The following is a 23944-nucleotide window of genomic DNA, read 5'->3' as shown; positions in this document are numbered from 1 at the left end:
ACCTGAGATGAAGCCTGTCCCGCCGGCCCACCCCGATCCCGAGGATGCTATCGAAGAGGCGCTCGCCATCGGGACCGATGGCGGCGCGCTGATCGTGACCGATGCCGCCCCCCCACTCATCGTGGCATCGGATGAAGGCAACTATCCCCCGCTCGCGCGCGGGATAGTTGCCTTCGCTTTTCTGATGGTTGCGGAATTCTTCTATAGCTGGGCGTGGAATTCGGTCGACGTGCTGCGGCCCTATATTCGCGAGAGTCTGGGCCTGACGCTGACCGAAGCCGGCTCCGGCTATTCAGCCCAGGGCGCGGGCGCCCTGATCGGCGCCGTCGTCATGGGGCAACTCGCTGACCGGTTCGGGCGCCGCAAGATGCTGGCCGTGGTCATGATCGGCTACGGCCTGGCGTTGATTGCCGGCACTTTCGTCACAAGCTATGCGGCCTATCTTGCCGATCGCTTCCTGCTCGGCCTGTTCATGGGCGGTATTTTCCCGATCGTCGTCGGTATCTATGTCGGCCTGTTCGCGAGCAACGTGCGGGGACGGCTGGCCAGCCTGATCAATGCGATCTTCGGCTGCGCGGTTACCCTGCTGGGCGTGACCAGCGGCTGGGTCGGCGGCGATTGGAAATGGCTGCTGTGGATGGGCGGTGTCCCGCCAGTCCTGCTCGCCGGTTTCGCTTTCGTGCTCATCCCCAACACGGCAGACGCCCGGGCGGACGCTGCAGCCGGCAAGGCACGCGCGCCCGTGCTCGACCTGTTCTCTCGCGACATGCGTGTTCAGACACTGGCGCTCGCTGCGCTGATGGGCCTCAACTTTTTCGGCTACCAGGCATTCAGCGGCTGGCTGACGACCTATCTGCGCGACGTTCGCCACCTGAGCCCGGCGACGCTGGGCGATCTCGTCGCCTGGCAATTCGCCGCGAACATCATCGGAGGTTTCTTCTGGGGCTGGACCGGCGACACTTTCGGCCGCCGCTTCAATGCGCTGGGCTTCATCGGCGCGGCGCTCGCCATCCTCATCTACCTCAATGTCGGCACGAATGTCGTTTTGCTCGGATCGGTCGGTGCGGCCTATGGTTTCATGCTGTCGTCGAGCGTCGTCTGGGGGCCATGGCTGACCGAACTCTATCCGCCACACCTCAAATCGACGGCGGCGTCGATCTTCAACTGGGGCCGGATCGTCAGCTTCTTCGCGCCGTTGGTCACGGGCTCGCTGGCCAGCAGCTTCGGCCTCGGCGCGACGATGGGGCTCGCCAGCGTGACTTTCGTCATTGCCGGGCTGATCTGGCTCGCTTTGCCCGAAACGCATGCCAGTCCGCTGCTGCCCGGGCGCCGGCTAAAGGCGCGCTGAGCCCAACAAGGTCATCCCTGCGAGCGCGGGTGTTTGGCTTGCTCACCGCGACGTAATCAGACTTGCGGCGGGACTGCGTCTTCCAGCGCATGGTTGCGCGATATTCCGACCGAGGCTGCGATCAGCGCGGCGATGGCCAGGCACTGCAGCAGGCTTAGCCGTTCACCGAGGATCGCCAGGGCGGCCAGCGCGCCGATCGCAGGCTCGAGGCTGACGACCACGCCGAAGACATGGCGTGGCAGGCGCTTGAGCGCGATCATCTCCAGCGAGAAGGGAATGGCGCTCGCCAGCACCGCGACGACGAGGCCGCCGGCGAGGATTTGCGGCTCGATCAGGCGCGCGCCGGTTGAGGCGACGCCGACGGGAACGGCGATCAGGGCCGCGACACAGGTGCCCAGACAAACGACCTGGCCCGCGGGCAGAATCTCGCTCGCGCGCTTGCCGGCGACGATGTAGAGCGCCCAGGCCAGTGCCGCACCGAGGACGAAGGCCAGTCCGACGGGATCCAGCGCAGCATGACTCGATCCGGAAATCGCACCGGGAAGAGTCAAGCTGGCGACGCCGAGGGCGGCGCAGGCGATCCACAGATAATCCGCCCGTCGCACCGAAAACATAAGCGCGATGCTCAGCGGCCCCAGAAACTCGATCGCGATGGCGATGCCCAGCGGCAGGGTGCGCAAGGCCATGTAGAAACAAAGGTTCATGGCCGCGATCGTCATGCCGTAAGGCACTACGGCCACCCAGCCAACGCGCCCGATCTGCCAGCGCCACGGTCGGAAAAGCGCGATCAGCAGCAGCGCTGAGAGTCCCAGGCGCAACGCATTGGTGCCGCTGGCACCTGCCAGCGGGAACAGCGCCTTGGCGAAGGAATTGCCGATACAGACCGACGCCATCGCGGCGATCAACGGGACGAGACCGCCGAGCAGGCCCAGTCCCCGGCTTTCGTTCACCTCTTGACCTGCGCGACCAGCGCGGCCGCGCCCGCCAGCATGAAGCTATGATCCGATCCCAGCAGGAACAGGGTGGCGCCCTTGTCGATCCAGGTGGGAACGTCGTCGAGTCGAGCCAAGAACATGCCGGTCCTCCGGCCGTGACGCCGGCCGGCGGCGCAGACCTTCTCGACCGCGGCGATCACCTGCGGATCATCCTGGCTCGCCGCGCCGTAGGCGACGGTCAGGTCGACGCGGCCGACGAACAGCGCATCGACTCCCTCGACGGCGGCGATCTCCTCGATCGCGTCGATGGCTTCGGGGTCTTCGATCTGGAGCACGACCGTAGTGCGCGCGGCGCTGTCGGCAAGATGGGCGGCCATCGGCTTCGTCGTATAGGCGGCGGCGCGCGCGGAGCCCGCATAGCCGCGCCCGCCGGCGCCATAGTGGCTGAGCCGCACCGCCGTGCACGCTTCCTCGGCCGATCGCACGTGCGGGATGACGACGCCCGTTGCGCCGCAATCGAGGGCATTGAGGATATGCTCGGGCGCGGCCGAGGGAACACGCACCAGCACGTCCATTCCCGCCGCGCGCGCGGCCATGATGCAGGCGTCGATCGCCGGCCGGTCGAACGGCGCGTGCTCGGCATCGAGGCACAGGCAGTCGAGCGCGCTGAGCCCCAGAACCTCGACGACGATCGGGGAGGGGGTCTTCACGAACGTGCCGACCAGCATTTCGCCCGCCGCAAGCCGTTGCTTGAGGTTGCCGCTCATTCCGCCGTCCATCCTCCATCCACGACCAGCGAGGTCCCCGTCATCAGGCTGGAGGCGTCCGATGCCAGGAAAACCGCGGCGCCCATCAGATCTTCCACCCTGCCGATCCGGCCCAGCTTGATCTTGTCGAGCACGCTCGCCTTGAACGCCGTATCCTCGAAGAACGGCCTGGTCATCGGCGTCTCGATGAAGGTCGGAGCGATCGTGTTGGAACGGATGCCGTATGGCGCGAGGTCTAGCGCGAAGCTCTTGCTCATGCCCTCCAGCGCCCATTTCGATGCGCAATAGAGCGACCGGTTGGGTCCGCCGACATGGCCCATCTGGCTGCCGATGTGGATCAGGCTGCCGCCCTCGATCCGCGCGGCCAACATCTGCCGGACGCAGGCCTGGGCAACGAAGAAGGCGCTCTTGACGTTGAGGTCCAGCACCGCGTCGTAATCGGCCTCGCTGACGTTGATCATCGGCTTGGGACGGTTGGTCCCCGCATTGTTGACCAGGACGTGGAAGGCCGGGCGCTCGTCGAAGAAGCGCGTTACGGCATCGAGGTCTGAGACGTCGAGCGCCGCTGCTTCCGCCTGGCCGCCCGATCGCCCAATGGCCTCGGCCACGGACGCGATCTCGTGGCCCGAACGCGCGGCCAGGGTCACGGCGGCGCCGGCCTCGGCGAAAGCCGCGGCCATGGCCGCGCCGATCCCCCGACCTGCGCCCGTCACCAGGACCCGCCGCCCGTCGAGACGAAAGCTGGGCGTTCGCGGCAATGCGGCGGCGGTCATGTCAGGCGTCGGCGACGGTGAGCTCGGAGGGAGCGGCCGTACCAGCATAGGGCACTTCGCGATGGCCGAAGCGGCGCACGCGGATGTTGGCCTGCTCGCCGTGGCCGGCAAAGCCTTCGAGCCCGCAGAGACGGCTGCAATATTCGCCGATCAGCGCCGAGGCTTCGTCGGTCAGCACCTTCTGATAGGTGCAGGTCTTGATGAACTTGCCGACCCAGAGCCCGCCCGTATAGCGTGCGGCTTTCTTGGTGGGGAGGGTGTGGTTGGTGCCGATCACTTTGTCGCCGAACGACACATTGGTCCGCGCACCGAGGAACAGCGCGCCATAGTTGCTCATATTCTTGAGAAAATAGTCGGGATCGGCGGTCATCACCTGGACATGCTCGCTGGCGATCTCGTCGGCGATGCGCACCATTTCGGCGTCGTCCTCGGCGACGATCACCTCGCCGTAGGTTTCCCACGCCTTGCGCGCAATGTCGGCCGTGGGCAGGATATCGAGCAGCTTTTCGATCCACGCGATCGTCTCGCGCGCCAGCTTTTCCGACGTCGTCAGCAGGATCGCCGGGCTGTCAGGACCGTGCTCGGCCTGGCCGAGCAGATCGGTGGCCGCCAGCTCGCCGTCGCAGCCGATCTCGTCGGCGATGACCAGCGTTTCGGTCGGCCCCGCGAACAGGTCGATGCCGACACGGCCGAAGAGCTGTCGCTTGGCTTCGGCTACGAAAGCGTTGCCCGGACCGACGAGGATATCGACCGGCGCTATCGACTGGGTGCCGAGGCCCATTGCCGCGACTGCCTGGATACCGCCGAGGCAGTAGATCTCGTCAGCGCCAGCCAATGCCTGCGCCGCGACGATCGCCGGCGCTGGCTTGCCGCCGAAGGGCGGGGCACAGGTCACGACCCGCGGCACACCCGCCACCTTAGCGGTGATCACCGACATATGTGCCGAGGCGAGCAGCGGATACTTGCCGCCGGGTACGTAGCACCCTGCGGCATTCAGAGGCAGGTTCTTGTGTCCCAGGATCACGCCGGGCAGGGTCTCGACCTCGACGTCGGTCATGCTGGCGCGCTGGATCCGGGCGAAGTTGCGCACCTGGGTCTGGGCGAACTCGATGTCCTTCAGGTCTTGCGGCGAAAGGGTGTCGATGCAGGCCTGGATTTCCGCCGGGGTCAGGCGATAGGAATCACGATCCCACTTGTCGAACCTGATCGAAAGCTCGCGCACGGCATCGTCGCCGCGCTTCTCGATATCCGCGAGGATGCCTTCGACCGTGTCGCGCACCTGGCGATTATTCTCAGCTTTCGCTTCTGCGGTCGCTCCACGCTTCAGATAGATAGCCATCGGATCCTCTAAATGCATTCGAATGCAAAACCGCTAGATGAGATCTGGTCGAAAGGCAAGGCGCTTCCTGGGGAGGGGGAGGGCGTTGACGACCAGATGAACGACGGGTGCGGGATGCATCGGGTGACGCAAGGATGGCAGCGGATGGTTGCTGCGATCCTTGCGTCGGAATCGGCTCAAATTTCGGCGTCGGCGGCCTTCTGCATGTCGGCAAGCTTGAGCTGCACCAGCATCGAAAGCTCGTCGTACACCACCCATTCGTCGACGATTTTGCCGTCGATGACGTGGTAGTGCGTGACGCCCATGACGAAGAGGTGATGGCCGGTCGGTGCGCCCAATGAGCCATAGCCCATGTGATGCCCGTCCATCGTCCAGCGCACCGCATATTTGACGCCGCCTTCCTCGCTTTCGACCGAGCAGATATGCTGCGGAACATAAGCGCAGTCGGGGATCAGCGCGACCAGCTTGATCGTCTGGTGGAGAACCGCGGCGATGCCATAGAGCTCGCGCATCAGCGGCCCGTGCCACTGGCAGGTCGGCGCATAGATCTCGTGGATGCGGCCGAACATCCGCTTGTTGAAGATGTGGTGGAGATCACGCAGAAGCTGGGCTTCGCCCTCATTGTGCGCGATCGACACATCGGCCTCGGTTTCGGGCGGATACTGGCCAAGCAGCCGGCGATTCTCCGCCAGGTCGATTACTTTCTCGCCGGTCTCGAATTTCCTGCGTGCGATGTCGGTGGCATAGGAATGCGGGTCGATGCCGAGCTGGATCAGCGGCCCCATATTGTCGCGGACGATCCACTCTTTATAGATCTTGTTCTCCAAGATCATGCAGTCGGCCACGGTGCGCGTCATGAAGCTGCGGCCCGTGGGCTTGCCGTACATGCCATATTCGGTGTGCCGGCCGCCGCCGTTGGTCATGTGGCTCGTGTAGAAGCCGTCGACATCGTTGCCGTTCCAGATCACCTGGATCGCGCGCCCGCGCCGGTCGGGGAATTCGGCAAGGCGTTGGATCGTGTCGCGAATATGGGTCTCGCGATCGTACATCGTGCCCAGCGTCGTGTAGGCAACGCAGTTGTGCGTGTAATGGGTATAGATCAGGCCGACGTCGCGCTCGTCCCAGATCTTGTGCGTGCAGCGGACGATGTAGTCGACGATGTCGGTGTAGCAATCATCGAAGCCGCGCATGCTCTGGACGCGCGGACGGCCTTCGGGAACGAGTTGTTGGAAATCCCGGCGCTCCACCTGCAATACGGCCCGCGCGTCATCGTTTGCACGCGCAATCTTGGTGCCCACGCTCGTTGTTTTTGGCGCCTTGCCCTCATCCTCGCTCATAAATGCTCCTGTGGTCTGTTAGATGCTCGGTATAGTCCGCGAAGGTTGATACCGCCTGCCACGAATTGTCCGGGCAAGGTGCGATTTGCTGCTTCGCGTTGCCTGCTTGTCCATCCGGAATTTGCACATATGAAAGCCCCGGGACCCCGGTTTTTGCGTGGCAGCCAGCAGAGCTTGTGCAACAAGATGCATTCGAATGCAATTGCCAATCTGATGACTGTCTTCCCGCCGTTGGCGGCGCGTTCGTCACGCTGCGCGACAGCCTGATACTAAGGCGATGACCTTATTATCCTTGACGTGCTGACAGCGGGCCGGTTACTTAGGCATATGCCTTACCATTCGGCGCCTCTCGACCTCACTTTTCATGCCCTCAGCGATCCCACGCGGCGAGCGGTGGTGTCGCGGCTTGCAGAGGGCGAGGCGCCCGTCACCGCCCTGGCCGAACCGTTCGATATGGCGCTTCCCTCCTTCGCACAGCATCTCAGGGTGCTGGAAGAATGCGGGCTGATCGCCAGCGAAAAACGCGGGCGCAGTCGCTGGTGCAGACTGGTGCAGGCGCGCTTCGCCGAAGCGGCGGACTGGATGGAAAAGGAGCGCCGGCTGGCTGCCGAGCGGTTGGACCGGCTGGAACTCTATTTGGATAAGGCGGGAGAGGAATAAGATATGGCGAACCTTTTGGAAACCTGGTCGCTCGATCGCGAAATCGTGCTGGTCAAGCTCCTCGATCACCCGCGCGATAAGGTCTTTGCCGCTTGGACGAACCCCAAGGCGCTAGCCGAATGGTATGGCCCGAGTGGGCTCAGCATCGAAAGCCACGAGGCCGACATCCGTGAGGGCGGGACCTGGCGGTTCGACATGGTGGGCATATTCGAGGGTAAGGAACAGCGCTTTCCGAACCTCATGCGCTTCCTGGAGATTGTGCCAAACGAACGGATCGTGATGGACTATGGCACCCCCGACCCCGACGATCCCGAGCGTTTTCGAATGACGGTGACCTTCGATGAGCAGGCCGACGGCAAAACGGTGCTAACCATGCGTCAGCTCCACCCCAGTCGTGAGCGGCGTCAGGTCGTCATCGGTTTCGGCGCGGTGGGATATGGATTGCAGACGCTGGACGGCCTCGCGGCTTGGCTCGACGCCTAGCCACCATGACGTGCCGAGTGTCGCAACCGAACGGTTGTGACGCCCCGCACCGGCGGCTTTCGACCATTCCAGTTCTGAAAACTGCCCGGCAGGAAAGTCGGGGCTGCCATACCCAACTATCCCTCATCCGGCGGCAACGATTGGATGGGCCGACCTTATCGTATCGATAAGATCTTCCACCACAGCGTTTTCACCGGCAGAGCCCGATGGCGCCACCGACCAGTTGCAGTGCGGGTGCGTACCCAAACTGTACACACGGACCGGCCCGACCACGAGCCGCCATCGCCGCCGGCTGCCGCCGGCATTGCGGGTGAGCGTTGCGACGATGAGGTTCTGCAATTCGCTGCTGGTCATGATCGTCAGGTCTGTCGCGCTAAATGCCGGACTTCGCAATGGCGCTATGGTGGCTATGCAGTCGCAGGTGCGCGCAAAGATCCAGGTCAGCGCCGGCAGGCGGCTCATGGCTGAAAGAACAGTGCTCGGCCGTCGGCAGATGCTGGAGGAGGTTTTCAAGGGCGTGGGCGCGATGCTGAATGTTGTGCTGGAAACGAACGCGATCCGCGCTCTGCTCGTCGAATATCGGAGCGGGTGGCCAAGGTTCTCTGTGTTCTCTATCCCGACCCGGTCGATGGCTACCCGCCGAAATATGCGCGGGATCCCCACCATAGATATTTGCCGGCGTAGTGCTTCTTGCTTCCTTGCCTCCCGACTCATTCCGACTTCTGGAATTCTTGCACTGCTGCTTGACTTCGAAAGCTGTCGCGCGATGAAGAAACTCATGGCAGAGCAGGGGCTCATCCCCACCAATGTTGGTGCTCAAGCTCGACGGCTGGACGTGTGCCGCGGGCCGACCATTGAGGCTATGGCGCCTGCCAGGATGTAATAATTCTGAAAAGATAGGTCTGTTGCTCAGTCAGGGGCGGCATGTAACCATGAATTTTGGTCGGATGTCCCAATTTCGTTGGGAGGTGGATCGAAAGAAGGTAATTACCCGGCAGGAATCGTTGCGTCTGCTTGGGCAGGAGATTGGAGATGGAGGCATCGGCTCTGCTTCGGAACTATCCCGCGATCCGCACGAATGCTCCCGAGGAATTGCAGGACTGGCTGCGGCCGATTTTTTCTGTCCGATCGATCGACATGCCCGAGGGCGGAAAGGCATTCCAGAGCGTCCTCAACCATTGTGAACTGCCTTCCATCGCCCTGACCTACGCTCGCTACGGATCGCCTTTGCAGGCCCAGCTTTCCCAGAACGACTATTTCGTCCAGGGCTTCCCGATCTCCGGATCGGGCGAGGTCCGCTGGAACAGGCACAGCCTGCTGGTCGAGGAACTGGGTGGCGGTATTGCTGGCGGCCCCGGCTCCGAAGGCATGTTCGTTTACGGCCCAACCTTCGCCCACCTCATTCTGAAGATGTCGCCTGCCGTTCTTGCGCGGAAGCTTTCCGCCATGATCGGCAAGCCTGTGGACCCTCCGCTGCAATTGACCGGCCGGCCGAACGCCAATTCGCGGTTTGCGGCGGCGCAGCTTCGGCTGCTGCGCTTTCTGGTGGGCGAACTCGATCGCGACGAAGATATGCTGCCGGCCAATGTGATTGCGGAGACCGAGCAGGCGGTGATCGTCGCTTATCTGATGGCCAACGAGCATAATTACAGCAAATGGCTGGAAGGGACGCCGCGTGCCGCTGCGCCCTGGCAGGTGCGCCGCGCGGTCGATTATATCGAGCAGAACTGGGATCAGTCCATCACCGTAGAAGCGCTGGCAGAGGCTGCGGAAACCACCGCAAGGAGCCTGTTCTATCTCTTCCACCGCACCCACGGCATTTCGCCAATGGCCTATGTCGGCAGGGTGAGGCTGCGATATGCGCGCGCGATGCTAAGCAACCCGACACCGGAGATGAACGTGACCTCGGTGGGTTTCAGCTGCGGCTTCTCCAATCTCGGCCATTTCGCCCGGAAATATTATCAGGCGTTCGGCGAGCATCCCTCCGATACGCTGAAGAGCTACCGGTGATCCCGGGAAGCCCCGGGAGGACGAGCCCTGGCGCAACTTAAAAGCCGAACTGGAGAAAGACGGCCGGCCCCTTGAACTTGTAAGAGACCCTTCCGGTCCAGCGCTGCTTTTCCACATCGACGCGATAATCGACATAGCGATAGGTCGCGCCGATCCCGACATTCTTCAGCGCGCGATAGCTGATCGATGCCTGGGTATTGATGAGGCGGCCGTCATAGTCGTCGATTTTCAGTGAGAGATAATCGATCCGTCCATTGAGGGTGAGCCGGGGCGCAACCTCGAACGCGGTGAAGAGCCCGAGTGTGGGGAGGGGGGCGAGGAAATCATGCCTGCGCCCCTCGACGTTCGCGGACTGGTCGCCGATGCTGGTTTCGCCATCCAGCCTGACCTTGAACCTGGTCGCGTGCAGGCCGAGCGCGGCGCCCAGTTCGAAATTCTCTTTTCGTATGAAGGCATAGCCGAGCGTCAGCCGATAAACGTCGGTGCTGAATTTCGTCGAGACCCTGGCCGACGCAGGATAGGTAATGTCGTCGAAGACGATATCGCGGCTGATGACGTTCGATCCTTTGCGGCTGAGCGAATAATATTCGCCGCCGATCGAGAAATTGCTTCCCAATCGGACGCCGGCGAACACGGCTGGCAGCGTTTCATGCTTGTCCAGGGCGAGATCGGATTCCAGGTCGATCGACGTGCCCTGGGCACCCGATCGCGTCGAAGACAGGCGGACCGAGGTATCCACCCGCGGCCAATAGGCCGACGTCTCGATCCAGAAATGGTCCTGAAGCGCTTGCGCCGCCGCAGGGGCTGTTGCGAAGGTGCTTCCCGCCAGGCTGGCGGCTATCAGGCTTATCCGCGTGAACATGGTCTTTCTCCACCTGGGCACCGATATGATCGATGGATGTGGCCCCGCAGTCATGGAGCCTCGTCTGCGGGTCGGCTGAAGCGATCGAACAGCGCCGGCGGTTGAGCCCGCATCGTCTGGCGCAGCGCGATCATCGGTTCTTGGGATTCATTGATGCCGCCTGCGTTGGGCCGGTTGACGTCCATGATCAGCAGGACCGACAGCGAAAAGAGGAACAGGAGAAAGGCAGCCGATATCCGCCCGTTCCGGCCGACGAGGACATAGCCAAGCACGCCTGCGCTGATCAGCATGTAGATTAGCAGGACGAGGAAGACCTCCATCGGCACACGCGCATAGCGCGCGGCCTTGCGGGCGGCATCCATGTCGATCAAGGCGTTCATGCTATCCAGGAAGGCGCTTGAAAAATCGTAGGATCGGATCGTCGGATAGGCCGCGACGGTCGCAGTCCAGAGGTCGGCAAGCATGCGGTCATTAGCGCCGAGCCGCGGCTGGATATCCTTGCCGTGGGCCTTGGCTAGCGCGATCCGGTTATCCGTATAGTCGACCAGCATCCGGCTGATGCGCGCGCGGTGAGGCTCCTCCAGCAGTTGCGCGCGCAGATAGGTCGTGCCGATCGCATTCGCTTCCACCAGCACGCGCTCGCGCCGGGTTTCGTAACGGTCGATCGCGAGTGAAAAGGTGAAGCCGGTGAGCAGGGCGAGCAGACCCAGCACTGCCGATACGATATAGCCTTCATGCCCATCGCCACCGGCCGCCGTTTCCACGGTGGCCGTGCTATCCCGGCGGCGGCGAAGCCGCCAGCCGGCCAGCGCGGCCGCGAACAAGGTGAGCAGCAGCAAGGGCCCGAGCGCCCAGAGCGGAATCCGTTCCAGCCATGTGGCCAATGATGACGCGTCCATTGCCCTGCTTCCCTTTGCTGTCTCCGTTTCCGTTCCGATCGCAGCGGCGGCGCTTCATTCAGAAGTTCAGCGAGACGCCCAAGGTTGGCCCCTGCTGGACGATGTCGAAGCGAAAGCCGTCCCTGTCGTAATCGACGCCCAGCGCGCGATAGCCTGCGACCGCCGACGCCGTGCGGCTGATCCGAAGGCCGAGCGTTGCGCCGGCATCCCAATCGATATTCGCGCCGCCGCCGCCGATGAGGCCCCATCCGCTCAGATAGAGGCTGTCGCTGAGCCAATAGCGACCGCGCAATCCGCCCATCGCATCGACCCAGGTGGCGTTGTCATTGCCGCTCCTGCCGTTTAGCAGGCCGCCCTCCAGCCCGATCTTCACATCCGCGTTCCAGATCTTCGGGCCCAGCACGAAATCCAGGATATGGCGGTCGCCATGGGCCAGCGAATAGCCTCCGCCGACGAAGCCGGCGAAGGTGGACGATTTCACGCGTGCCGTTTCGGCAAGCGCGCCTCTCGGCGTTCCGTAGGCCAGGGAAATCTTTGTGAACATCATGTCGGCGACAATGCTGTAGCGGCCCTTGCGCGCTTCGCCGGTCGCCATTGCTGCGAAGTCGAGATTGTCGAGCACCTTCCCGAAATCCGGGCTGATATGGACAGGTGGCAGGCCGAATTGGGCGACATCGCCGGAAAGGCCCGCCGCCCATAGATAGGGTGTGATCGCGAAGCTCCACCCGCTGCCCTCGCGTTCCGCCGGGGGCGGCGCGGATGGGGGCGCATCCTGGGCCGCGACATGTGGCGCCATGCCGGCCAGAACTGCCAACGCGAAAAAGGTGGCATATGCCTGTTTCATGGCCTGTCCCCGTTCGATGAGGGCGTGCGAAGCTCGGGAGATGTCGTCGGATCCGCGCCGGGGCGCGGCGATTTTCCGGAATCGAGGGCGCGGCGTTCCTCGATTTCCCGGATCTCGCGTTGATCGCGTTCCAGAAAGACGTTGAGGAAAGTGCGGATGACGGCGATCGCGCCGAGCCGGCCGACATCGTCCCAGCTCGGCGCCGTGGAAGTTTCGATGATGTCGGCGGCAAGCTGAAAGGTCAGTCCCGCGATCAGCCAGCGCGCCTGCCGCATCCAGATGAGGCGGACGGCATGCCCGTTCTTCCGCCCCGAAAGCATCGCCGGGACGCCCCGGACGAACGCCTCCGCCGTGCCGATGGTGATGACGATAAGCGCCGCAAGCTCGATCAGCGGAACGACCAGCGCGGTCAGCTCGATCAACCATTCCTCTATCATGGCATCGCCTCCGCTTTCGGAGCCGGGCGCTTGATGCAGCGGAACCCTAGATGCGAGATGGCCGTGTCGATCGGCTGGGCCATGCGGGCCGCTGGCCGGTAGCGCCGGCAGTAATTGGGCGCGCAGAGATGCGATCCGCCCTTGGTGACGCGCCGCGGAATCCGCATGCCTGGCGCGTTCGGATCGAAACTTTCCTCGGCCGCGCCGCCACGTGGATTGGCGACGGTGCAGCAGCTCCGATGGCGGGTGCCATGGTCGCCATACCAGTCGGCCGTCCATTGCCAGACGTTGCCGGCCATGTCGTACAGGCCGTAGCCGTTGGGCGGAAATGCCCGCACGGGCGACGTATATTCGAAGCCGTCCTCCCGCGTGTTGCGATAGGGGAATTCGCCCTGCCAGGTATTGGCCATATATTTTCCGTTGGGGGTCAGATCGTCGCCCCAGACGAATTCCCTGCCGTCCAACCCGCCGCGCGCGGCGAATTCCCATTCCGCCTCGGTCGGCAACGCCTTGCAGGCCCAATGCGCATAGGCAGCCACGTCCTCCAAGGCGACATGCACGACGGGATGATCCATCAGCCCCCGGATCGAGCTTGCGGGTCCGCGCGGGTGACGCCAGTCCGCGCCGGCCACATAGTGCCACCAGTTATAATGGTTGCTCATGTCGACCGGGGCGCTGGGTTTGCGGAACAGGATCGAGGATGCCGCCAGCAGCTCGGGCCGCGCGCCTGGATAGTCGGCGGGGTCCGCCGGCCTTTCGGCCAGCGTGATATAGCCGGTGGCCTTCACGAAATGCGCGAAGTCGCGATTGGTGACGGTGGTGGCATCCATCCAGAAGCCGTCCACGCTCACGCGATGTGCGGGGGCTTCTTCCGGATAGTGATGGTCGGAACCCATCAGGAATGTCCCTCCCGGTATCCAGACCATGCCGGGCGGCGATGGCGATGCTGGCGTGCTCATGCCGGTGTCTCCCCGGAAGCGACGTGCCGGCGGCGGACATAGGGAAGGGACACGAGCGCGCTGATGACGAGATGGTAGAACACCACCGCCAGCACGGCCTTCTCGTGCGGGAAGTTCGCGGTGGCGATCGCAATCGCCACGCCGGGGTGGCGGGTGCCCGTGGCCAGTGCCAGGACGGTGCGATTCCCGTTGTCGGGACCGCCCAGAAGATGGCCCGCGACCAGGCCTATGAGCGTGAAGGCGATCAGGCCCAACAGCACGCCATCGCCGACCATGGCCCAGATCGCGGGTCCAGCCTCGAACAGCAGCGGCAGCGCGGCCACGACCAGCAATATCATCGCCGCCCGGGACATGGCAGGGGCGATCCGCGCCGCCGCATCCGGCAGCAGGGTGCGGATGCCGATGCCAATCCCCAGCGGGATAATGACGGAAACAAGCATGACGGTGGCGACACGGCTGGCGGAAATGTCCACCGCAACCCCCAGCAACCGCCCGATCAGCGTGACGGCCAGCGGCGTCAGCACCACGGCCGCCACCGATGCCGTCGCCAGCAGGCCCACGGCATAAGCGCCGGACCCGCCCGCCTTGATCTGCTTGGCCGGCAGGATGGGGGGCACCGGGGACATGGCAAGCACGATCAGGGCGATCTTCACCGCCGGCGCCGGATCAATCAGGAAAGACAGCAGGATGGCGGCTGCTATCATGACGACGCTCATCGACACGATCGATCGCAGCAGCAGCGTCGGACGGCGGAGCAGATAGATCGCATCGCCCCTGCCGGCCCGAAGCCCCAGCGCGAGGACCATGAAGAAGATGCTGATGTTGATCAGCAGCGGGATGATGTGTGTGAGCGCCATGGTGGATCGCTCCATTTTGGGCGGGAGGGGACGGGCGGCGCCGGAACGCCGCCCGTGGCCCTTGCCGCAGCCGCGCGAACGGCCGATCGCGACAGGATCAGTTGTTCGTCGTCCGGCTGGTTTCGAGCCGGCTCATCGCGCCTTCCAGCGCCTTGTGCAGGCTCAGCGTGTCTGCGCCCTGGCGCGGGGGATAGGCCTGCAGGCTCTTGAGATGGGCGGCGATAAAGGGTGTGGCCGCATTCGGCGCCCATAGCTTGGAGGCGAAGAACTTCCTGCCGATATATCCCCATTCGTGGGATTCCGGGTCCATCTTCTCCAGAGGATCCATGAGTAGGTTGAACAGATAGGGCACGCTTGGATAATATTTTTCGTTGAACCAGCTGCCTTCCTTCTTCACGCCGATGTGCATTTTCCAGCCATCGACGCGGACGGCCATCAGATCCGTCTCGTCATAATAGAAGAATTCGCGGCGAGCCGATTTGGGTGACTTCCCGGTCCAGTGATCCAGATTGTTATAGCCGTCGAGTTGAACCTTATAGGTCGTACCGTTCATCTCATAACCATCCAGAAGATCGCTCTTCAGATTGGGAAGGCCCGCGGCCGCCGCGAGCGTGACGTATAGATCCTCGTGGGACTGGACGCCGTTGGACGATGAATGTGGCGCAATCCGCGCCGGCCACCGAACGACGCAGGGCACGCGCAGGCCGCCTTCCCAACTCGTCCCCTTCTCGCCGCGGAACGGAGCATAGCCGCCATCAGGCCAGAACATCATCTCATTGCCGTTGTCGGTGGTGTAGACGACGATCGTATTTTCATCGACGTCCAGTTCGCGCAGCTTGTTCAGCAACGCACCGATCTGCTCGTCATGTTCCAGCATCTTGGCCCGCACAAGATCTTCCTCGGCCCGGCCTTCGTCGACGGCCTTCTGGATATATTTCTTGGGCGAATGCGACCAGATGTGGATGGCCGTGGTGTTGAACCAGCAGAAGAAGGGCTTGTCGCCCTTGCCGTAGCGGTCGAGGAAGTCGAGCGTCTTGTCCAGCACCTCGCCGTCGAACGTTTCCATGCGTTCGCGGGTCAGCATGCCGGTATTCTCGATGCGCTGCTTGCCGACGCGGCCGAAGATGGGATCCTCGGTCGGATCGTCCTCGTCCGTGGCCCAGGCATGCAGCACGCCGCGGGGACCATATTTCTTCAGATAATCCGCATTCTTCTGGCCCGGATAGTCGAGCTGCTCGGGCTCCTCCTCCGCGTTCAGGTGATAGAGGTTGCCGAACCATTCATCGAAGCCATGGACCGTGGGCAGGAATTCGTTGCGGTCGCCCAGATGGTTCTTGCCGAACTGCCCCGTCACATAGCCCTGCGACTTCAGCACCTCGGCCAGTGTGGGATCTTCCTTCTGGATGCCGCGAGGCGATCCCGGAATGCCGATCGTCGTCATGCCCGTGCGCACCGGCACCTGCCCGGTGATGAAGGCCGCGCGGCCGGCGGTGCAGCTTGCCTGGCCGTAATGATCGGTGAAAAGGATGCCTTCCTCGGCGATCCGATCGATATTGGGCGTTCGCCCCATCATGCCATGAGTATAGGCGCCCACATTCCACATGCCGATGTCGTCGCCGAATATCACCAGTATATTCGGCCTGCCGGAATTGCTTTTCGAGGCCATAACATCCTCCTGATAATAAACATTGATGGAAGAATGATTATGTTATGTGGCGACGTGTATTGTGTTCAATTGAACGGCATTATCTTGAAAAGCATGCTTGCGATCGTCCATACGCCCAGTATCAGCAGCAGGATCGCGGTTATGAGCGTGAGTGAAGGCGGAAAGCCGCTTTTGCCATGAATCAGCTGTTCTTCGGCCATGAGGCGCCGTTCGCGGCGCAGCTCGATCATGAACCGGACGTGGTAGACGATGCCGAACGTCAGCATCATGATGCCAAAGGCGACGAGCGTGGTGCCGAACGTCCGTTCAGGTGCGGCGCTGGGCAGCAGATTCTGGTCCTTCAGCTTCTGGGCGAGCTGGTGGATCGTGAAGCCGAAGGAGATCAGCGACAATGACGTGCGGATCACCGACATCAAGGTGCGATCCGCGCTCATGCGGGTTCGCTGGAAGGACATGCCCGTCCGCCGGGCCGATAGTTCGGTCGAAATATCGTCAGATATCATTTGCATACCAAGCCTCCGGCTGCGGCAGTCGCAGTCGACCCGAATTTATCTGCCTGGGATGGGGTCATTCCTTGACCCGTTGGCATGCAATCTATCGCCCTTGTTCGGGCGCGCGCTACTCAGGAACAGGAAGCGCCTGGCCGGATTCTACAAAAAAAGTGCCGGTGGCAGGCCGTGAGCGCGGGGGCGTCTCGAACCTGACCTCGCCCTAGGCGATCGCCGCGCCCGGTTAAGGAGACTCATTTGATCCACTCGGCTGCAACGGCAGCGAGAGCGAACGTGGCAAGGTAGTTGGAGACATAGCGATCGCATCGAGTGCATCGAAAGCTTATCGGAGCTCGGCAGCCTCGATGGATGGAACGGCTGGTTCACCACCGATGTCGCGCGTGCCCGCTATGCTGCAGCGGCAAGGGTGGGTTCGCTTGATAGATCCTCTGCCGGCACTCGGCGGGAGGCGATCCTTGCAATGGCAAGCACTGAACTTGTGTCCCGTATCGCACCACCTGGCTCCGTCATGGAATCGATTGAGGAGGATCTTTCCGAATATCCGGATCAAGAGAGTTTCGCGCCCACGACCGAAGGCGAAATGGCAAATGGGCAGATGGCGACGAATGATTATTCAGCAGTCCGCTTTCAGGAGGCTCTCGCCCCTGGGCCGGTTCGCTGGCATTCATCGACCGTAGGGCGTTGTATATTTCTTCATATTATCAATAATTTGCTCAGATCCTCAGCCTGTTCGGCGGAGCCCCGGTTCGATCGCTAACGCTTCGCCGCAATCAGCAGGCGGCTCGCCATCTCGCGCGCATTGGCGCGAAGGTCTTGGTCGGATAATTCACCCGCTGTCCAGAACGACAGTACACCGCGAAAGGCGAAGGCGAGTTGGGCTGGCAAGCGTGCCAAAGCCTCTTCACTCAGTCCTTCGCCAGCGGCCAACGCCCGCGTCCACAGGGCCGTCGAGTGCGCCAGAACCTTTCCGTTGGAACCGGCAGTGCCGATCCAACTCATGACGGCGCGATTAACCTCCGGCTCCTCAAGCATCACTTCGGTGGCGATGCTGACCGCCAGAAGCACCCGGTCGGCGACGTTCGAATGTGGAGGAGCGTCGGCGAAGCGCTGGGCCATCGCATCGATCCGCCGTGCCGAAAGCGCGTGCATGACCGCAGCCTTGCTGCCGAACTGGTTGAAGGGGGTGGCGAAACTCACTCCCGCCCCGGCCGCGAGGTCGCGCATCGAAAAATCAGCTTTTCCGTTCCCGAGCAGCCGCTCCGCCGCGTCAAGCACGCGTTGGCGAAGCGGCTCTCCGCGAACATCCGTTGAGCCAGCATGTGTCTTGCTTCGCGCCATATCGTTATCTATATCATGATATAAATGTTGTCATCAATCGGAGATGGATCATGTCGGCTTCGACCTCCAGAACTTTCCTCATCACTGGCGTCAATTCGGGCCTTGGCAAGGCCTTCGCGCAAGAGGCGCTTGATGCTGGGCACCGGGTGATCGGCACGGTACGAAGGGATGCTGACGCCCAGGCCTTTGCGGCGTTCGCGCCCGGTCGCGCCTATCCGCTCATCCTGGACGTAACCGATTTTCGCGCCATTCCGGCTGCAGTCGCCGACGCAGAGCGAAGCGCCGGTCCCGTCGACGTGCTGGTGAACAACGCCGGCTACGGTCATGAGGGCGTATTGGAGGAATCCAGCCTGGATGATCTCCAGCGTCAGTTCGCGACCAACGTGTTCGGGCCTGTCGCGATGATCAAGGCGGTCCTGCCCGGCATGCGTGACCGGCGCCGCGGCCATATCGTCAACGTCACCTCCATGGGGGGCTTCATCACAATGCCCGGCATCAGCTTCTACTGCGGCAGCAAGTTCGCGCTGGAGGGAATCTCCGAAGCGCTGGGCAAGGAGCTCCTGGGGTTCGGTATCCGGGTCACGGCACTCGCCCCTGGACAGTTTCGCACCGACTGGGCGGGTCGTTCGATGGATCGCACGCCGCGCAGCATCGCTGATTATGATGCCATCATGGATCCGATCCGAACCGGTCGGCAGGCGAAGAGCGGCAACCAGCCGGGCGATCCTGCAAAGGCCGCGCAGGCGCTCCTTGCCCTCGTCGATGCGGAAGAGCCGCCGGTGCGCCTGTTCCTGGGCGAAGGCGCTTTGGATCTGGTCGAGACGAAGCTGGGCTCGATGAGGGCAGAAATCGACTTGTGGAGCGCGTTGTCTCGCTCCACCAGCTTTTCCTCCTGAGGCTGCAGGTCGCTTCGAGGAGGTAAGGAGCGTCAGTCGCAAAAATCGACTGCACATGTCCTGGAGCGGTGACCGGCTGAGCATTGCGATCGAATAAGAGATCATGCGTGCCAATCTCCTCTCGAGATTCATCTCCCGGCCATCGGATGCGAAGCGACGCGATGGCGATTTGCCGTCGCACGCTGCGCCTGACGCGTGGACGGGGTTGATGATCGCCGCCCAGAACGGACACAGAGGCGCCTATCATCGGCTGCTGAGCGAGATATCCGATTGGCTGGACCGCTATTTCAGCCGTCGGTTGCCGCCTGGTGAGGTCGATGATGCCGTGCAGGAAACGTTGCTCGCGGTCCATCGGCGCCGTCACACCTTTGATCCGCGATATCCCTTCGGAGCTTGGCTGGCGGCCATCGCCAAGCATAAATGGATAGATCAGCTGCGCAGATTAGGCCGCAACCCGACCGAGCAACTGTCCGACGATCTATCGGTCGCCGACCATGAGAGGGCGGTTACGAGCGCATCGGTTCTCGCCAGCCTGCTCGAAGAACTGCGTCCCGCGCAGGCGCAGGCCATCCTGCTGGTCAAGGTGCAAGGCTACAGCATCGAGGACGCTTCCCGGGAGACGGGCCTGTCCGCATCAGCCGTGAAGATGAACATTCACCGCGGTCTCTCCCGCCTGACTGCCCTCATCGAGAAGACCGAAGATGTCGAATAACGCCCTCATTCACAATCTGACCGCAGATCTCACGCCAGTGAGACTGCGCAGCCCATGGCGCGAAGCGTCCTTGTTGCTGGCCCTTGGTGCCCTCGAACTGGCCCTGTTGCTGGAATTGGGCATGATGCGCCACGACATGGCGCAGGTGATCGGCTCTCCTTACATGCTCTGGAAAATGGGCAGCCTGGCGATCCTCGCGGGCATCGCTAGCAGTGTGGTCATACGATCCTTTTCGCCGCTGGCCTCGCCGCGTCGGGGATTGATCTTCATGCTCTCTCTTGCGGGATTGGCCATGATCGGGGGCGCCTTCGTGGCCTCGCCCGCCGACAGCGACCTGTCACTGCTCGATCGCGTTTCACCCGCTCACGGCATGCTGTGCGCGGTATCGATCGCCATGCTGGCTCTGCCCATGCTGGCGATGCTGGCGATCCAGATGCGTCGCGCGGCGCCGACCCATCCCGCAGGCAGCGCGATTGCTGCCGGTCTTGCGGCGGCGACATGCGGCGCTCTGATCTTCGCCTTTTGCTGTCCGATGAACGACCCGCTCTATATCGTCATCTGGTATTCCGCAGGATGCGCCGCTGTCACTTCAATGGCGCGATGGCTGCTGCCCCAGCGCTTTCGCTTGTAGCTTTCGTAAACTCTTGCCTGGCGCCGCGGTACCGACCGGGCTTCTTCAGACCAAAGCGCCGAGTTCCCGGGTGTGGGACACGTGCGCTCCCCATATTCAGCTTTGAAAGGAACGCGTGATGTTTGGCATCTCACCGATTGGTTGGATACATATGCTGGGCAGTCTCCCGGCCATTCCCCTGGCGCTCTATATGTTCGCGCGGCATGGTCGGATCGTGCCCCGGTCGACTCCCGGCATATGCTATTTGGTTTCCATGCTGATCGGCGCCTTGACCGTGTTCCTCGTTGCGCATCAGCCGGTCAGCGATGCAATCGGCGGCGCCGTGATCCTGTTGCTCTTCGTCGGCTATGGCATTGGCCGCTTTCCTGCGCCGGGGCGCTTGGCGAAATATATCGAGACGATCAGTCTGAGCCTGACAGCGTTTCTGCTGATGGTGCCGACCGTCAGCGAGGTTCTGCGACGCGTTCCGGACGGCCATCCCTTCGTCACCGACCCCAAATCGCCGCTTCTCCTCGGATCTCTGGCGGCCCTGTTCGTGGCGCTCATTGTCGGTGTGGCCGCCCAGATCATCTACCTGCGCGGACAGGGCAAAGCGACTGCACCGGACGCTATCTAGGGCATAACCATGACTTTGCTCCTGCAGTTGTTTCGGCCAACTTTGTGGACATTGGAGTGCTTTTCCGGCTCCCGATTGCTGTCGTCCGTTCAGCTAGGGAACGAAGACTGGTCTCGGGAGGCGTGCAGGGACGTCAGCTTTGTTGGGGCAAGCGGTCCGGCCGCTTCAGGGGCGGGTTTTGCCGTTTCGGACCTGGACTCGCGTGACGACAGCAGTCACGCCGCCCTTTGAGCTATCTCCTTTAATTGCGCGAGATTTCTCAACCGTTGGCCTTCCGTAAGGCCCGGCGAATGACCCGTATCCCATAGCGCGATGAGATCGCTGCCGCTCACGTGCTTTTGCAGGAAAGGCAGAACGCCGGAGACGAGCAAGTGGGCAATCTCACCTTCGACATCGCTGAGAGGCGAATGCTGTGAAATCGCCCACCAATGGTCGTCCGGGGTGGCGAGAAACGCGCCGACTCGTTCCCCAAGGCGTGCGCCCCAGACCGTTTCCCTATTTATATCTCGATCAACATCCCAGCGGCGCAATGGCTCTACCGAAATCGCGCCGAGATTGATCGTAAACTTGATCGAATGCGCGCTGCTGTCCTTGCTCCTCGGGAGATCGATCAACGGCTCATCGAGAAGTAAACGCTGCTCCGCTTTTGGTGGCATCGCAGACGGGCAGGGGCTCCCAGTGCACGGCTTGGGCCGTGGCTATTTCGTTGGTCGAATTCTTGGCGATCAGGGAGAAGGGATCGTGCCCGTCTCGTCGGTGATACTCGCTTCGAAATCCAGCGAGCCATAATCCGTGTCAAACACGGTCTTCAATCGACTGTCAGTAGTCACTCCCAAGGCCAGGGTGGAAGCCCGGTGACTTCGAACTCATCTCCTGATGGGAATGCGATCATCAGCGAGGCGTCAGCGGTTGTCGCCGCGTTCGCCGTCATAGCCGCCGTTCGATGTGCTTGGAGAGCTCCCCAAAAGCAGACACCCCGTTCATTGCGCCGTGGATCGCTTTCTCGTCGGAACGAGGAGCCGCTCAGGTTAGATTTCGGTACGCGCAGCAACGATCAGGACGTCATCGATATCGATGACGAGATACTTGACAGCGTTCTCGATCTTGCTGTGGCCCAGCAAGATTTGAACCGCCCACAAATTGCCGGTGACCTTGCAGATCACCCGAATGTGAAGACATATGCGCGCACGCCACCTTGATGAAATTCAACGCGAACGGTCCGGTCGACCACCTGGTCCGGCTGTCGAACGAGCTGGTAAAGACGATCCTCCTGCAACTCGCCCCAGCCCGACTCATCCACGTCGCTGCCGTGATTGGCACCGGGGGGCGCACCATCGATCGTGACACGAAACCGGACTGGGCGCCGATCGGCGGCACCGCCGAGCACCAGATGTAAATCGCGTGCATGGAATCTGAACGTGATCGCGCCGCCGGCTCCGCCGAGAGCAGCGAATTCCGGGCCAACGGTCCAGCGCCCCGCGAGAGCCCATTGGTTGAGGGATAGGTCGCGCGGAGTTGTATAGGTCGTTTCGACATTTTTCACGAGCCCGCCAGGAGACGCGAACTTCACCGCCTTCTTGAAACCGACATAGGCTTCGGGCGATCGCAGATCGCTCCAGGCGGCTTCGGCCTCTATTCCGGTGCCTTTGATCGGAGAAATGGGAACGTCCGATGGATCGTGCCCTGTCTCGGCCAGGAGCTTTCGGATCAGTTGTTCGGCATCGGCGTAATTGCCTTCACCCAGCCGGTAACCCCGGATACGTCCTTTCGCATCAATGAAGTAAAAACCAGGCCAGCCTTCGTTACCGAATTCGCGCCAGAGCGCATAATGATTGTCCTGCAGATTCGGATAGCGGACGTCCAATTGCGCGCTTGCGAGGCGTACTTTCGCGGCATCCTTTTCGAAGTCGAATTCAGGGGTATGGATGCCGACGACCACCAGCCCCTTGTCACCATATCTGTCGCTCCATGCGCGCAGATAGGGTAGCGCGCGCAGCGAATTGATACACGAATAGGTCCAGAAATTCACCAGTACGACCTTGCCGCGAAGGGCCTGCACGCCACCGGGCACGGGCGTCAGCCAGGATGACGAGCGGTGCAGGAGATCCAGGGGGGAGGCCGTCATGCCTGCCGGGGCAGCCGCGCTCATACTGTTCGCAGACTGGCAGGGCACCAGGCTTAAAGCGTCATCGAAGCAGAGCAGGGTGGTCGTGCCCGCCGCCAGAATGGCGGCGACAAAGAAGCCAGTCGAACGGAATTTACGCATAGCAGTCACTCGCATTGCCGTCGAAGCTGACGAACTGAGCGCATTGTGTATAGAGACGCGATCGCGGCTGGGTTGTTAGCAACTGCTATGTTCTGTGATGCCCCGACAGTGGCAGGGAGCTCGTTCAGTCGCGCCTATTGGGATGGAATGGTAAAGGGCGGTCCATCGGCGCGGCCGCAAGCACGAAGGAAGATCATCCATCGCGCCTGGAATATCCGATCGGGTTCGGCGGCATTGTTCGTCTCGTCGGCGCGCAGGCGGACACGATTGTTCGCCCCTTCGAGAAGGTCGACGAGGATTTCGCAGATCACACCCGGATCGCCCGGCAAAACGAGTCCCGCAGCCTGGGCCGAGGCGATCGCGCCGACCAACGACTCCAAAGCCATCCTTGACCATGCAGCGAGCCGGTGTCGAAGCGCCGGGGAAAAGGCTGCCTCTGCGCTGACCGACAGATAGAAGGCCGCATAGTCGCGCGACGAGCCGATCTCGAAATAACGCAGGGCCGTTTGCCGGACAGCCTCAAGAGGGTCCGCGACCCCCATGGCGGCCGATGTCAGGGCCGCCTTGAACCGGCGGATGTCGCGTTCGACCACGGCCTCCAGCAGCGCACCCTTGTTGGGATAGCGGCGATAGATCGTGTGCTTGGATATGCCGAGTTCGAGAGCGATCTCATCCACAGACGTTGCGGCAACCCCTTTCCGGCAAAAGGTCGAGCGGGCGCCGTCGAGCAGAAGATCATCGAGCTGCGCCGCCCGTTCCCGGGTTGGACGTCCTCCAGCCTTGCGCGTGCTTAATCCCAT

Annotated in this window: 27 protein-coding genes; 9 read left to right on the top strand and 18 right to left on the bottom strand. The window is 62.3% G+C overall.

Going from position 1 to position 23944, the window contains the following annotated elements; genetic code table 11:
- Positions 1 to 7 precede the first annotated feature (7 nt).
- Positions 8 to 1348, top strand: coding sequence for an MFS transporter (locus BHE75_RS12790; RefSeq protein WP_070934102.1), 1341 nt, complete (start codon positions 8 to 10; stop codon positions 1346 to 1348).
- Between the two features lie 56 nt (positions 1349 to 1404).
- Here BHE75_RS12790 and BHE75_RS12785 read toward each other — a convergent pair whose 3' ends face one another.
- The 5 genes from BHE75_RS12785 to BHE75_RS12765 form a co-directional block, all read right to left on the bottom strand.
- Positions 1405 to 2298, bottom strand: coding sequence for an EamA family transporter (locus BHE75_RS12785; RefSeq protein ID WP_070934101.1), 894 nt, complete (start codon positions 2296 to 2298; stop codon positions 1405 to 1407).
- Positions 2295 to 3050, bottom strand: coding sequence for an HpcH/HpaI aldolase family protein (locus BHE75_RS12780; RefSeq protein WP_070934100.1), 756 nt, complete (start codon positions 3048 to 3050; stop codon positions 2295 to 2297). The genes BHE75_RS12785 and BHE75_RS12780 overlap by 4 nt, the downstream gene beginning before the upstream one ends.
- A complete protein-coding gene (locus tag BHE75_RS12775) occupies positions 3047 to 3823 on the bottom strand; it encodes an SDR family NAD(P)-dependent oxidoreductase (RefSeq protein ID WP_070934099.1) in 777 nt (258 codons plus the stop codon). The genes BHE75_RS12780 and BHE75_RS12775 overlap by 4 nt, the downstream gene beginning before the upstream one ends.
- A 1-nt stretch (position 3824) precedes the next feature.
- Entirely contained in the window at positions 3825 to 5162 is a 1338-nt protein-coding gene (hisD, locus tag BHE75_RS12770) for a histidinol dehydrogenase (RefSeq protein ID WP_070934098.1), read from the bottom strand.
- Between the two features lie 176 nt (positions 5163 to 5338).
- Positions 5339 to 6499 (bottom strand): ester cyclase, encoded by a 1161-nt coding sequence (locus BHE75_RS12765; protein WP_070934097.1) that lies wholly within the window; start codon positions 6497 to 6499, stop codon positions 5339 to 5341.
- A gap of 327 nt (positions 6500 to 6826) precedes the next feature.
- Here BHE75_RS12765 and BHE75_RS12760 point away from each other — a divergent pair, with 327 nt between their 5' ends.
- Positions 6827 to 7159 carry an ArsR/SmtB family transcription factor gene (locus tag BHE75_RS12760; RefSeq protein WP_070934096.1) on the top strand — a complete coding sequence of 111 codons (333 nt, stop codon included), beginning with the start codon at positions 6827 to 6829 and terminating at the stop codon, positions 7157 to 7159.
- Positions 7160 to 7162: 3 nt separating this feature from the next.
- A complete protein-coding gene (locus tag BHE75_RS12755; RefSeq protein ID WP_070934095.1) occupies positions 7163 to 7642 on the top strand; it encodes an SRPBCC family protein in 480 nt (159 codons plus the stop codon).
- 123 nt (positions 7643 to 7765) lie between these two features.
- On the opposite strand, the gene BHE75_RS23310 is transcribed toward BHE75_RS12755, so the two are convergent.
- On the bottom strand, positions 7766 to 7996 hold the full coding sequence (locus BHE75_RS23310; RefSeq protein ID WP_084653181.1) for a hypothetical protein: 231 nt from the start codon (positions 7994 to 7996) through the stop codon (positions 7766 to 7768).
- Between BHE75_RS23310 and BHE75_RS24515 the strand changes: the two genes are divergently transcribed.
- Positions 7995 to 8525: a hypothetical protein gene (locus BHE75_RS24515; RefSeq protein WP_084653180.1), complete on the top strand. Its 531-nt coding sequence runs from the start codon at positions 7995 to 7997 to the stop codon at positions 8523 to 8525. The genes BHE75_RS23310 and BHE75_RS24515 overlap by 2 nt on opposite strands.
- 149 nt (positions 8526 to 8674) lie before the next feature.
- Positions 8675 to 9652, top strand: a complete 978-nt coding sequence (locus BHE75_RS12745) for an AraC family transcriptional regulator (protein ID WP_070934093.1) — start codon at positions 8675 to 8677, stop codon at positions 9650 to 9652.
- 37 nt (positions 9653 to 9689) lie between these two features.
- Here the strand turns inward: BHE75_RS12745 and BHE75_RS12740 are convergent, their stop codons facing one another.
- The 9 genes from BHE75_RS12740 to BHE75_RS12700 form a co-directional block, all read right to left on the bottom strand.
- Positions 9690 to 10514 (bottom strand): outer membrane beta-barrel protein, encoded by an 825-nt coding sequence (locus BHE75_RS12740; RefSeq protein ID WP_070934092.1) that lies wholly within the window; start codon positions 10512 to 10514, stop codon positions 9690 to 9692.
- 50 nt (positions 10515 to 10564) lie between these two features.
- Positions 10565 to 11413 (bottom strand): hypothetical protein, encoded by an 849-nt coding sequence (locus BHE75_RS12735; protein ID WP_070934091.1) that lies wholly within the window; start codon positions 11411 to 11413, stop codon positions 10565 to 10567.
- A 58-nt stretch (positions 11414 to 11471) separates the two neighbouring features.
- The gene (locus BHE75_RS12730) at positions 11472 to 12257 is read right to left on the bottom strand and encodes a hypothetical protein (protein WP_070934090.1); all 786 of its coding nucleotides are present in this window, start codon (positions 12255 to 12257) and stop codon (positions 11472 to 11474) included.
- Positions 12254 to 12694: a DUF1622 domain-containing protein gene (locus BHE75_RS12725; RefSeq protein ID WP_070934089.1), complete on the bottom strand. Its 441-nt coding sequence runs from the start codon at positions 12692 to 12694 to the stop codon at positions 12254 to 12256. The genes BHE75_RS12730 and BHE75_RS12725 overlap by 4 nt, the downstream gene beginning before the upstream one ends.
- On the bottom strand, positions 12691 to 13620 hold the full coding sequence (locus BHE75_RS12720) for a formylglycine-generating enzyme family protein (RefSeq protein ID WP_139181840.1): 930 nt from the start codon (positions 13618 to 13620) through the stop codon (positions 12691 to 12693). The genes BHE75_RS12725 and BHE75_RS12720 overlap by 4 nt, the downstream gene beginning before the upstream one ends.
- A 29-nt stretch (positions 13621 to 13649) precedes the next feature.
- On the bottom strand, positions 13650 to 14510 hold the full coding sequence (locus tag BHE75_RS12715) for a hypothetical protein (RefSeq protein ID WP_070935838.1): 861 nt from the start codon (positions 14508 to 14510) through the stop codon (positions 13650 to 13652).
- Positions 14511 to 14607: 97 nt separating this feature from the next.
- Positions 14608 to 16176, bottom strand: coding sequence for an arylsulfatase (locus tag BHE75_RS12710; protein WP_070934087.1), 1569 nt, complete (start codon positions 16174 to 16176; stop codon positions 14608 to 14610).
- Positions 16177 to 16241: 65 nt separating this feature from the next.
- Positions 16242 to 16610: a YidH family protein gene (locus BHE75_RS12705; RefSeq protein ID WP_211314349.1), complete on the bottom strand. Its 369-nt coding sequence runs from the start codon at positions 16608 to 16610 to the stop codon at positions 16242 to 16244.
- Positions 16611 to 17438: 828 nt separating this feature from the next.
- Positions 17439 to 18023 carry a TetR/AcrR family transcriptional regulator gene (locus BHE75_RS12700; protein WP_070934085.1) on the bottom strand — a complete coding sequence of 195 codons (585 nt, stop codon included), beginning with the start codon at positions 18021 to 18023 and terminating at the stop codon, positions 17439 to 17441.
- A gap of 50 nt (positions 18024 to 18073) precedes the next feature.
- Between BHE75_RS12700 and BHE75_RS12695 the strand changes: the two genes are divergently transcribed.
- From BHE75_RS12695 to BHE75_RS12680, 4 genes are all read left to right on the top strand, one after another.
- Entirely contained in the window at positions 18074 to 18919 is an 846-nt protein-coding gene (locus BHE75_RS12695; RefSeq protein WP_070934084.1) for an oxidoreductase, read from the top strand.
- A gap of 208 nt (positions 18920 to 19127) precedes the next feature.
- Positions 19128 to 19631 (top strand): sigma-70 family RNA polymerase sigma factor, encoded by a 504-nt coding sequence (locus tag BHE75_RS12690; protein WP_070935836.1) that lies wholly within the window; start codon positions 19128 to 19130, stop codon positions 19629 to 19631.
- A complete protein-coding gene (locus tag BHE75_RS12685; protein WP_070934083.1) occupies positions 19621 to 20262 on the top strand; it encodes an NrsF family protein in 642 nt (213 codons plus the stop codon). The genes BHE75_RS12690 and BHE75_RS12685 overlap by 11 nt, the downstream gene beginning before the upstream one ends.
- Positions 20263 to 20380: 118 nt before the next feature.
- Complete coding sequence (locus BHE75_RS12680) at positions 20381 to 20878, top strand: hypothetical protein (protein WP_070934082.1); 498 nt, start codon at positions 20381 to 20383, stop codon at positions 20876 to 20878.
- 215 nt (positions 20879 to 21093) lie between these two features.
- Here the strand turns inward: BHE75_RS12680 and BHE75_RS12675 are convergent, their stop codons facing one another.
- From BHE75_RS12675 to BHE75_RS12665, 3 genes are all read right to left on the bottom strand, one after another.
- The gene (locus BHE75_RS12675) at positions 21094 to 21492 is read right to left on the bottom strand and encodes a hypothetical protein (protein ID WP_070934081.1); all 399 of its coding nucleotides are present in this window, start codon (positions 21490 to 21492) and stop codon (positions 21094 to 21096) included.
- Positions 21493 to 22037: 545 nt separating this feature from the next.
- Positions 22038 to 23144 carry a redoxin domain-containing protein gene (locus BHE75_RS12670; protein ID WP_084653172.1) on the bottom strand — a complete coding sequence of 369 codons (1107 nt, stop codon included), beginning with the start codon at positions 23142 to 23144 and terminating at the stop codon, positions 22038 to 22040.
- Positions 23145 to 23278: 134 nt separating this feature from the next.
- Positions 23279 to 23944, bottom strand: coding sequence for a TetR/AcrR family transcriptional regulator (locus tag BHE75_RS12665; protein ID WP_070934079.1), 666 nt, complete (start codon positions 23942 to 23944; stop codon positions 23279 to 23281).

The sequence above is a fragment of the Edaphosphingomonas haloaromaticamans genome (genome assembly GCF_001853345.1).
Classification (GTDB): domain Bacteria; phylum Pseudomonadota; class Alphaproteobacteria; order Sphingomonadales; family Sphingomonadaceae; genus Sphingomonas_E; species Sphingomonas_E fennica.
The sequence above is the reverse complement of the archived record's forward strand: the minus strand, read 5'-3'. Positions and strand labels throughout refer to the sequence as shown.